Here is a 6,537-nt window from a genome sequence, read left to right as displayed (position 1 = left end):
CACGCTCCCGTCGAGCCCGCTCCTCGGCGGTGAGACCGCCACCATCCGGATACCTCATACCTACGGCATAGCGAACCCGCACTCACCCGTCACCAAGCCGAGAACACCCACCATTAATGATCTCTAGTGCCGATCGGGGGTGGGGCGGAATTGCTCACGTCCCGGCGCTGCAGGCGCTCGACGCGTTCCAGATCCGCGCCGTCAGTACGACTCGTATGGAGAGCGCGAACGCGACCGCTCGTCGGCTGGGCGCCGATCTCGCCTTCGACACACATGAGGCTCTGGTCGTGCGACCGGAGGTCGACCTGGTGGTGGTTGCGGTCAAGGTGCCGGAGCACAAGCAGATTGTTTCCGACGCGCTGGCGGCGGGCAAAATGGTTTATTGCGAATGGCCGCTCGCAAGAAACCTCTCGGAGGCCGAAGCGCTGGAGGGGTTTGCCCGCGAGTCGCGGCTGCGGACGGTTGTCGGGTTGCAGGGCGGCCTGCACCCGCCGATCCTCTTCCTTCGCGACCTCATCGCGCAAGGCGTGATCGGCCAGCCGCTCAGCACGAGCATCCGAGCGCATTTGACCGACGACATGTGGGTCGGCCGATATGACCCGCCAGTCGAGTACATGGCTCACACAAAGTATGGCGCCACGCTTCTGAGCATCATGCTCGGCCACGGGCTCGAACCGCTTGCGCGCGTGCTCGGCACGTTCGAGAGTCTGTCCGCCGTCGTCGCCAATCAGCGCGGTGACGGCGTCCGCCTCTCCGATGGCGCGTCGCTGCCGAAGGACGCGCCGGATGAGATCGTCGTCGCCGGCGTTCTCGAAGGCGGGATCGTCACTTCGCTGCACTACAGTGCCGGGCACTCTGCCGGCTCGGCGATGGTATGGGAGATCCAGGGCACCGAGGGCAGTGTGCGTGTGGAGTCGGCGTCGGGCTACCTCCATTTCACCGATTTCACCATCACGCTGCGCCGCGGCAGCGAGCCTGTCCAAGTGCTACAGGTCCCTCCCGCGTATGCGGCTCCTGACCTGCAACTCGACGCACCCGCAGCGGGGGTCGCCCGCCTCTACGCCCAGTTCGCCGCCGACCTCCGCGACGGAACCGCCGATGCGCCGGATTTCGCGGTCGCACTCGATCGCCACCGGGTACTCGAGGCGATCACACGGGCCGCTGAAACAGGTCATCGGCAGCATCTGTCCCGCCCCGACCGAATGAACTCCAATCTTTGAACCCGGGAGAGGCACTGGGCCTCTTCCAAGCTGGCGGCGCTGACCGAGGGTTGGACAAGCCTGCGTAATGACGAAGCTCCTGGTAGACGGGTTCTCGATCAAGATCACCCGTGTCTGCCAGGAGCTTCGCGTGGTTGTCTACCCCGTCCTCGATTGATCTGTGCAACCGCAGCCTGCGGTTCCTGACCGGGCAACTGGCAGTGAGGCGACGGGAGATCGGGACCCGCTGGAGGCGACTTCCCGCAGCACCGCAGGCCCTGCTCGCCCTTGCCCACCTGCGGTGCGGTGACACCTACGCCCGGCTCGCCGCCGGGTTCGGCATCGGGATCGCGACCGTCCACCGCTACATACGCGAGGCCGTCGACCTGCTGGCAGCCCTCACACCGACCCTGACCGAAGCGATGGAGACGATCCAGGAGAAGGCGTTCGTCATCCTTGACGGCACCCTGCTGCCGATCGACCGCATCGCCGCCGACACCCCGTACTACTCCGGGAAGCACAATCGCCACGGCATGCACGTTCAGGTTCTCACCGACCCGTTCGGACGGCTGCTGTGGCCTCACCCGTCCTGCCCGGCTCGACCCACGACCTGACCGCCGCCAGGCAGCACGGGATCATGGACGCCCTGGTCGAAGCAGGGCTCAGCTGCTGGGCGGACAAGGCGTATCTAGGCGCAGGCGGGCCCGTTCGGGTGCCGTTTCGTGGTAGTCGCCTCAGGAGGTGGAAGATCCGTCACAACACCACCCTCGCCAAGATTCGTTGCGTTGGCGAGCAGGCCATGGCCACCCTGAAGGGCTGGCACCTTCTGCGGAAACTCCACTGCAGCACCAATCGGATCACCGATGTGGTGAAGGCCGTCCTCGTCCTTCACCATGCGTGAACATAAGGTTGGAAAGCGCTCACTGCCGCAGGACCCAAGGACCCCGCCGCCGTGATCAACCAGCCGCTGCGGGAAGTCCGCCGCTTCGCCGAGGCCGAGGGCCGCGACCCGGCCGGCATCGACGCCATCCTGAGGAACAACCCCACCACCGAGTCGACCGTGCCGGAGATCGCGGACATCATCCCCGTATGGGAGATGAGACGGACGTCGACCACGTCTTCGTCGACTTCGTCCACTTGGCCGACCAGAGTAGAGACCAGGCCCCGGACCTGCTGCATCAGACGATGGAAGTGTCCCGCTGCAAGCCGAGCCGCAAGACGGCGCGGTCCGCCCCGGGGGCCGCGTCATCGCGCCGGTCCCTCGCGCGCGGTCGAGGTGGCGGCATAGAGCCATCGGCGCAGGACGAGGGTCACAGCCGGCATCATCAGATACGTCATCAACGTACTGAACAGCAGCGCGAGCATCAGCACCCGCGCCACAAGCGGCCAGGTACGGAGCGCCGGCCCCAGAAGACCGTTGCCGATCAGAGAGATCGGGAGTACGGCCGCGAAGGCGGCGAGCGCCATCTTCCACCGAGGCGGCGCCGTCGTGGGCGTGTCGTGCGCAGTGGTGAACAGGGTCTCCATTTCGAAAAGTTCGCGACGCGCCACCTCGCTCTGATGGCCCTCGCAGTGGTCGAAAAGTGCGGCCCGCTCAGGTGACGTCGTCCAGTGCCGCGCGGACTCCTGGTCGCGGAACCGGTGGATCAGAACCCATGGCCCGGCGGCCGTGGCAGGCCGGAACAATCCGTCCCCCAGGTGTCCGGGAAACGCTGAGGCGGTGTCGGTCACCCGCCCGAACCAGTCCTGGAAGTCCTGCTCGTAGCCGGGTTCCACAGCGCGCGCGGCCAGCAGGGTGACGTCGGCCGGGCCGACGTCGGCCGTCTCGGTCATCGATTCTCATTCCGCCGTCGAGAGCTGTCAGAGCTGCGGTGCCACATGCACGAGGTGCTTGGTCTCCTGAAATTCCTCGATCCCGCGGATGCCGTTCAGGCGGCCCACTCCCGACTGCTTGAAGCCGCCCTCCTCGAACTGGTCGTGGACCATGGCCCAGGTGTTGGTCCAGACGGTCCCGGCCTGCAGTTCGCGGCCGACGCGCAGGGGGCGGTCGACATCACGGGTCCAGATGCTCGCGGCCAGGCCGAACTCGGTGGCGTTGGCACGCGCCACGGCGTCGGCCTCGGAGTCGAACACCTCGAAGGTGGCGACCGGCCCGAACACTTCGCGCTGCACGATCGGCGAGGACACGTCGGCGACCTCGATCAGGGACGGGCCGAGGAGCGCCCGATCCCGCTTGCCCCGCACGAGGACGGTGGCGTAGTCGGCCGCGGCAGCCACGGTCTGTTCGACCCGTTGGGCGTTTGCTTCGTCGATCATGGCGCCCATCTCGCTGGCGGGGTCGTCGCCGGGCCCGACCCGGACCGTTTCGAGGGCGGCGACGAGCCGCCGCCGGAGTTCGTCGGCCACGCTGCGCTGGACCAGTATCCGGCTGCCCGTCATGCAGAACTGGCCCGCGAACATGGTGACGGCCTTGGTGAGCACGGGCACGACGGCGTCCAGGTCGGCGTCGTCGAAGACGAGCATCGGCGTCTTTCCGCCCAGCTCCATGGACAGCGTTTTCAGCGTCGGGGCGGCCTGTTCCATGATCACGCGGCCGACCGCGGTGGAGCCGGTGTAGCTGATCACGTCGACGTCCGGGGAGGAGACCAGCTCCGGAGCCCCGGTATTGCCGCTCTCGGTGAAGACGTTGAGCACGCCCGGGTCCAGGCTCGGCGTGTCGGCGATGATCTCGCTCAGCACTCCGTTGACCAGGCCGGTCTGCGCCGGCATCTTCATGACCACGGTGCAGCCGGCCGCCAGGGCGGGTGCGAAGGAACGCGCCGAGAGGATGACCGGTGAGTTCCACGGCACGATCACCGCGGCGACGCCCGCGGCTTCGCGCAGGGTCATCGAGTACATGCCGGACCGCACTTCCCCTGCCCTGCCGTGGTCGGTGAGGGCCAGCGCCGCGTGGTAGCGGAGCTTGGGGATGGTGCCTTCGACTTCGATGGCCGCCTCGGAAAGCACTTTCCCGTTCTCCCGCGCCAGGAGGGTGATCAGTTCGTCCTTGCGCTGCTCGAGCCGGTCGGCCAGTTCGTGCAGCGCTGCCGCACGCCGGTGACGGTCGCGGGACCAGGCGGTGGAGTCGAAGACCCTTCGGGCCGCGGCCACGGCGGCCCTCGCCTCCCGGGCACCGCCGTCGGCGAAGGTGCCGAGCAGGCCGTTGGTCGCGGGGCTGCGGGACTCGCCGCGGGAGCCGGAGTCCTGCCACTGCCCGTCGATGTAGTGGCGCGCGTGGGGCAGGGTTTCGGACTTGGGCATGAGGTGACCTCTCGTCATGCGTCGCACGGCGTTTCGCCGCGGGTCCGCGGGACAACGTCAGCGAGGCTACAAATCAGGGCCGGTGAGCGAATCGGGCGGGCAATCCGTCGTTTCCGCCGGAGGCGTCGCGCGCCCGCTCCGCCGCGGCCTCCCTGCGCTCACGGCGGCTCACAACCGGCGTGGAGGTCGCTCGGTTCGGTTCGGGTGTTGATGCCGAGCTTGCGAAGACGTTCCCGAGGTGGTGGCCCACGGTGCGGTGGCTGATCCGCAGCTGTACGTCGATCTCGCGATTCGTCAGCTGTTCGGCGGCCAGTTGGGCGGCTCGCCGCCCCTGGGCGGTGAGCCGGTTCATCGCCCAGGCGCCCGAGCTTCCCCGGCGTCCCGGCGCTCCGGTGAGGTCCTGCTCGCGCTGCGCGCGTTGGCGCAGCGGCTCGGCACCGAGCCGCTCGAACGCCTCCAAGGCGGCGCCGATCCGGACGCGCGCATCGGTCCGCCGGCAGCCCCGTCGCAACCACTCGCCGTAGGACAACTGAGCGCGCGCGTGGAGCAGCGGGTGGGATCGGGCACCCGGCGTCTACGCCTACTACGCCGCTTGGCGCGATGAGGGAATCCTCGCCCAGCTCAACTACGACCTGACCAGGCTCGCCCGCGTGAAGGAAGGACGCAAGCCCGAACCCACAGGGTCCGTCATCGACACCCAGAGCGTGAAGACCTCCACCAACGTACCCCTGACCAGCCAGGGAACGGACGCTGCCAAGAAGATCGTCGGACGGAAACGAGGCATCCTCATCGACACGATCGGACTGATCCTGGCCGTGACCGTCACCGCCGCGAGCCTCTCCGAGAATTCCGTAGGAATACGTCTTCTCGATCAAGCCAAGAAGACGTATCCAACCATCACCAAGAGCTGGGGCGACACTGGCTTCAAGAACGCCGTCATCGAGCCCGGCGCACGTCTCGGAATCGACGTCGAAGTTGTCAACAGAAACCCTGGAGTTCATGGATTTTATGTTGTCAAAAGGCGCTGGGTGGTCGAGCGAAGCCAGGGTTGGCTTAGAGATCATCTCATTTGGTTCGGTAGGCTATGGGGTGTGACGGGAATCGTTGAGCGGCTGGTGCCGGATGAGCTGTGGGAGCTGTTCCAGCGTGTGGTACCGGAGGCTCCCGCGCGGCCCCAGGGGGGCGGCCGGCGTCGGCACGGTGACCGTGAGGTGCTGGCGGCGATCGTCTTCGTGGCGACGTCGGGCTGCACGTGGCAGCAGCTCCCCGCGGCGTCGTTCGGGCCGTCCGGGCCGACGGCCCACCGCCGTTTCACGCAGTGGTCGAAGGCCCGGGTCTGGGCCAGGCTGCACCGCCTGGTCCTGGACGAGCTCGGCTCCCGCGGAGAGCTGGACTGGTCGCGCTGCGCGATCGACTCGGTGAACATGCGGGCCCTGAAAAAGGGGACCTGACAGGTCCGAATCCTGTCGACCGGGGCAAGTACGGCTCGAAGATCCACCTGATCACCGAACGGACCGGTCTGCCCCTGTCCGTCGGCATCTCGGGCGCCAACCTCCACGACAGCCAGGCCCTGATCCCGCTCGTGAAGGGCATACCCCCGGTCCGCTCCCACCGCGGCCCCCGCCGACGCAGACCCGGAAAGCTCCACGCCGACAAGGGCTACGACTACCCCCACCTGCCGCAATGGCTGTCCCGGCGAGGCATACGGCACCGCATCGCCCGCAAGGGCATCGAGACCTCCCAGCGCCTGGGACGGCACCGCTGGACCATCGAGCGCACGATGGCCTGGCTCGCCGGCTGCCGCCGACTCCACCGCCGCTACGAACGCAAGGCAGAACACTTCCTCGCCGTCACCAGCATCGCCTGCACCCTCATCTGCTACCGCAGACTCACCAAATGAGACGACGTCTAAGAGGTCATTTTCATCTGTAGTGCGGCGTTATCTATGCTATTGCGCCTACTGACGCCCTGATGCGAAGGGGGCTGTCGAGCTGGTCGGGCTCGTTGAGGCGGATGGTGTGGCATCCGGGGCAGGAGT

Annotated in this window: 6 protein-coding genes and 2 pseudogenes; 4 read left to right on the top strand and 4 right to left on the bottom strand. The window is 67.4% G+C overall.

The window, feature by feature from the left end:
- Window positions 1-116: 116 nt before the first annotated feature.
- Together GPA10_RS41425 and GPA10_RS41420 are read left to right on the top strand one after the other, a co-directional pair.
- Window positions 117-1,220: a Gfo/Idh/MocA family protein gene (locus GPA10_RS41425; RefSeq protein WP_157169900.1), complete on the top strand. Its 1,104-nt coding sequence runs from the start codon at window positions 117-119 to the stop codon at window positions 1,218-1,220.
- A gap of 134 nt (window positions 1,221-1,354) precedes the next feature.
- Window positions 1,355-2,100: pseudogene (locus GPA10_RS41420) on the top strand (transposase family protein).
- Here GPA10_RS41420 and GPA10_RS41415 read toward each other — a convergent pair.
- From GPA10_RS41415 to GPA10_RS41400, 4 genes are all read right to left on the bottom strand, one after another.
- The gene (locus GPA10_RS41415; protein WP_157169899.1) at window positions 2,088-2,378 is read right to left on the bottom strand and encodes a hypothetical protein; all 291 of its coding nucleotides are present in this window, start codon (window positions 2,376-2,378) and stop codon (window positions 2,088-2,090) included. The pseudogene GPA10_RS41420 and the gene GPA10_RS41415 overlap by 13 nt on opposite strands.
- A 66-nt stretch (window positions 2,379-2,444) precedes the next feature.
- Window positions 2,445-3,032, bottom strand: coding sequence for an antibiotic biosynthesis monooxygenase (locus GPA10_RS41410; protein WP_157169898.1), 588 nt, complete (start codon window positions 3,030-3,032; stop codon window positions 2,445-2,447).
- A gap of 27 nt (window positions 3,033-3,059) precedes the next feature.
- Window positions 3,060-4,499 (bottom strand): aldehyde dehydrogenase family protein, encoded by a 1,440-nt coding sequence (locus GPA10_RS41405; protein ID WP_157169897.1) that lies wholly within the window; start codon window positions 4,497-4,499, stop codon window positions 3,060-3,062.
- 73 nt (window positions 4,500-4,572) lie between these two features.
- The gene (locus GPA10_RS41400; RefSeq protein WP_246260682.1) at window positions 4,573-4,959 is read right to left on the bottom strand and encodes a helix-turn-helix domain-containing protein; all 387 of its coding nucleotides are present in this window, start codon (window positions 4,957-4,959) and stop codon (window positions 4,573-4,575) included.
- A 112-nt stretch (window positions 4,960-5,071) separates the two neighbouring features.
- Between GPA10_RS41400 and GPA10_RS41395 the strand changes: the two are divergent.
- Both GPA10_RS41395 and GPA10_RS41390 read left to right on the top strand, forming a co-directional pair.
- Window positions 5,072-5,563: pseudogene (locus GPA10_RS41395) on the top strand (transposase); the annotation flags it as partial.
- A 27-nt stretch (window positions 5,564-5,590) separates the two neighbouring features.
- Window positions 5,591-6,399, top strand: a protein-coding gene (locus tag GPA10_RS41390; RefSeq protein ID WP_343041902.1) for an IS5 family transposase whose coding sequence is annotated in 2 segments (ribosomal slippage) — window positions 5,591-5,935 and window positions 5,938-6,399 — 807 coding nt in all. Because the reading frame shifts where the segments join, the coding sequence is not laid out codon by codon here.
- Window positions 6,400-6,537 lie beyond the last annotated feature (138 nt).

It is taken from the genome of Streptomyces typhae (genome assembly GCF_009755605.1).
GTDB lineage: Bacteria > Actinomycetota > Actinomycetes > Streptomycetales > Streptomycetaceae > Streptomyces > Streptomyces typhae.
The sequence above is the reverse complement of the archived record's forward strand: the minus strand, read 5'-3'. Positions and strand labels throughout refer to the sequence as shown.

Excerpts from the sequence above, each read along its gene's own strand:
- GPA10_RS41425 (WP_157169900.1), top strand. The coding sequence starts at position 117 with ATGATCTCTAGTGCCGATCGGGGGTGGGGCGGAATTGCTCACGTCCCG.
- GPA10_RS41410 (WP_157169898.1), bottom strand. The coding sequence starts at position 3,032 with ATGACCGAGACGGCCGACGTCGGCCCGGCCGACGTCACCCTGCTGGCC.
- GPA10_RS41415 (WP_157169899.1), bottom strand. The coding sequence starts at position 2,378 with ATGCAGCAGGTCCGGGGCCTGGTCTCTACTCTGGTCGGCCAAGTGGAC.
- GPA10_RS41405 (WP_157169897.1), bottom strand. The coding sequence starts at position 4,499 with ATGCCCAAGTCCGAAACCCTGCCCCACGCGCGCCACTACATCGACGGG.